The following is a 2795-nucleotide window of genomic DNA, read 5'->3' on the forward strand; positions in this document are numbered from 1 at the left end:
CGGGACGTCGGCGCCGCGCTGCGCGCGCGGGTCGGGGCGAGGCCGCGCGCCGTGGTGCTCGTGGACCGTCACGGCACGCTCACCGGAGGGGAGCTGCTGGACCTCGTGCGTCTGCACCGCAGCGGCACCGCCACGGCGGACCGCGCCGGCCTCGCCGCCCTGCCGGCCGAGGCCCCGCTGCGCCAGGTGCTCGCCGCGGTGCTCGCCGGCCCCGACGTGCTGGAGCTGCGCTCGAGCGGCTCCACCGGTGCTCCCCGGCCGCAGCGGCGCGGCCCCCTCTCCCCCGCGCAGCTGCTCTCCCTGGCGGACCTCGCCCGTCGGATCGGGCTGCGGCCGGGCCGGGTCACGGCCTGCGCCGCGCCGGGGGTGCACGGCCACGGACTGGTCGCGACGCTGGGCGCCCTCACCCTCGGCGCCCCGCTCGTTGACCTCACGCATCTGCCCGCCGCGGAGCGCATCGCCCTGCTGCACCGCACCTCGCCCGCGCTGCTCACCGGGGTGCCGGTGCACCTCGCGGACCTGCTGCGCGCGGACCGGGAGCTCGGCGGCGGGCGTCCGCTCGCGATCGACCGCGTCGTCGCGGGCTCCGACGTGCTCTCCCCCGTGCTGCGCGCGGACCTCGCCCGCCACTTCCGGGCCCGGGTCCACGACGTCTACGGCACCACCGAGACCGGCTCGCTGTGCGTGGACGGTCGCCCTCTGCACGGCGTGCACCTGCGGGAGCTCGACGGGCTGCTGTGCGCCCGCACCCCGTTCACGGGCGGTCGGGAGCTGGTCACCGACCGCGGGGAGATCACGGCCGATGGCAGGGTGCGTGTGCTGGGCCGGGCGGACGGCTCGATCTCCTCCGGCGGGATGCTCCACGACCCCGCCGCGACGGTGCGCGTGCTGCGCTCCGCTCCCGGCGTCGCCTCGGCGCGGCTGCAGGTGGTGCCCGATGCGCGCTTCGGCGTGCGGACCCTCGCCGAGGTGGTCCTCGCCCCGGCCGCGGCGGACACGGTGCCGCCGAGCGCCGAGGAGCTCCGGAGCCTGGTGCGGGACCGGCTGGGCGCCGCGGCGGTGCCCCGCGAGGTGCGGTTCCTGCCGCCGGGCGCGGCGAGCGCGGCGCCGTCGGGACCCGACGGCGAGGGGCCCGCTCCGTCGGGAGAGGGCCCCTCGGGACCCTGGGGCCTCGGCGGGCCGATGGACGGTCCGCTCAGCAGTCCGGGACGCTGACCGGCACCGCGGTGACCGCGAGCCCGCCCATGGCGGTCTCCTTGTACCGCTCGGACATGTCCTTGCCCGTCAGCCGCATCGTCTCGATGACGGTGTCGAGGGAGACGAAGTGCTCGCCGGTGCCGCGCAGCGCGAAGCGCGCCGCGGTGATCGCCTTGACCGCCGCCATCGCATTGCGCTCGATGCAGGGCACCTGCACCAGACCGCCGACGGGGTCGCAGGTCAGGCCCAGGTTGTGCTCCATCGCGATCTCGGCGGCGTTCTCGACCTGGGCGGGCTTGCCACCCATCACCTCGCACAGCGCCGCGGCCGCCATCGAGCAGGCCGAGCCCACCTCGCCCTGGCAGCCCACCTCGGCGCCGGAGATCGAGGCGTGCTCCTTGTAGAGCGAGCCGATCGCCCCGGCGGTCAGCAGGAAGCGCACCGCGATCTCGTCGGGGTCCACGCCCTCGATGTAGTTGGTCGCGAAGAAGAGCACGGCCGGGATGATCCCGGCGGCCCCGTTGGTCGGCGCGGTGACGACGCGGCCGCCGGCGGCGTTCTCCTCGTTCACGGCGAGCGCGGCGAGGGAGACCCATTCGAAGGAGTTCATGGGCAGGCGCGCCGGGTCCTCGGCGGAGAGCGAGTCGTACCAGGAGGCGGCGCGGCGCTTGACCTCGAGCCCGCCGGGGAGGACGCCCGGGGTGCGGATGCCGCGCTGGATGCAGTCGTCCATGGTGCGCCAGATCCTCAGCAGACCCTCGCGGATCTCCTCGCCGTCCCGCCACTGCCTCTCGCGCAGCAGCATCGCGTCGGAGATCGAGATCCCCCGGTCCTCGCACACCCGCAGCAGCTCGGCCCCGGTGGTGAAGATGGTGCGGCCCTCGTCCTCCGCGGCGACCTCCGCGATCGAGCGGTCCATGTCCGCCTCGTCGACGACGAAGCCTCCGCCGACGGAGAACATCGGTCGGCGCACGAGCTCGGCGCCGCCCGCGTCCTGGGCGACGAAGGTCATCCCGTTGGAATGCTGGGGCAGGAAGGTCAGCGGGTGCAGCACGATCGAGGAGGGTCGCAGCGACACCTCGAGCCGGCCGTCGAGCAGCAGCCCGCCCTCGGCCTCGATCCGCTCGACGCGCTCCCTGCCCGCGACCGGGTCCACGGTCTCCGGATCCGAGCCCTCCAGGCCCATCACGATCGCGGAGAGGGTGCCGTGCCCCTCGCCGGTCGCGGCGAGCGAGCCGTACAGGTGGACCTCCACCTCGGCGACCTGGGGACCAGTCTCCGGGTCCGAGAGCACCTCGTGCGCGAACTGCGCCGCCGCCCGCATGGGTCCCACCGTGTGGGAGCTCGACGGGCCGATGCCGATCTTGAACATGTCGAACGTGCTGATGCTCACCGCAGTCCTCCTCGACGTCCTCGTCGTGTCGATCGTGCCCGCCGCGCGTGCGGGCGGGCACTGCGCGCCGTGACCGGGGGTGCTCCCCCCCGACGCGTCACGGCACGACGATCATCGTCCCCCGTGCCGTCGCGGGCTGCGGCTCGGCGCGCCGGAGCGGCCGCGGCCGCCCGCGCGTCCGGTGCCCCGGCCCTGGCCGGAGTCC

General features: G+C 75.6%; 2 protein-coding genes. One reads left to right on the plus strand and one right to left on the minus strand.

All coding sequences use genetic code 11. From position 1 onward, the window contains the following. On the plus strand, positions 1-1215 hold a 1215-nt coding region (locus L3K22_RS16535), incomplete at its 5' end, for an AMP-binding protein (RefSeq protein ID WP_263312359.1). Here L3K22_RS16535 and L3K22_RS16540 read toward each other — a convergent pair. After that, positions 1196-2590 (minus strand): L-serine ammonia-lyase, encoded by a 1395-nt coding sequence (locus tag L3K22_RS16540; protein WP_263312360.1) that lies wholly within the window; start codon positions 2588-2590, stop codon positions 1196-1198. The genes L3K22_RS16535 and L3K22_RS16540 overlap by 20 nt on opposite strands. Between the last annotated feature and the right edge of the window lie 205 nt (positions 2591-2795).

This window comes from Brachybacterium atlanticum (assembly GCF_025669985.1).
In the GTDB taxonomy this organism is placed as follows: Bacteria; Actinomycetota; Actinomycetes; order Actinomycetales; family Dermabacteraceae; genus Brachybacterium; species Brachybacterium conglomeratum.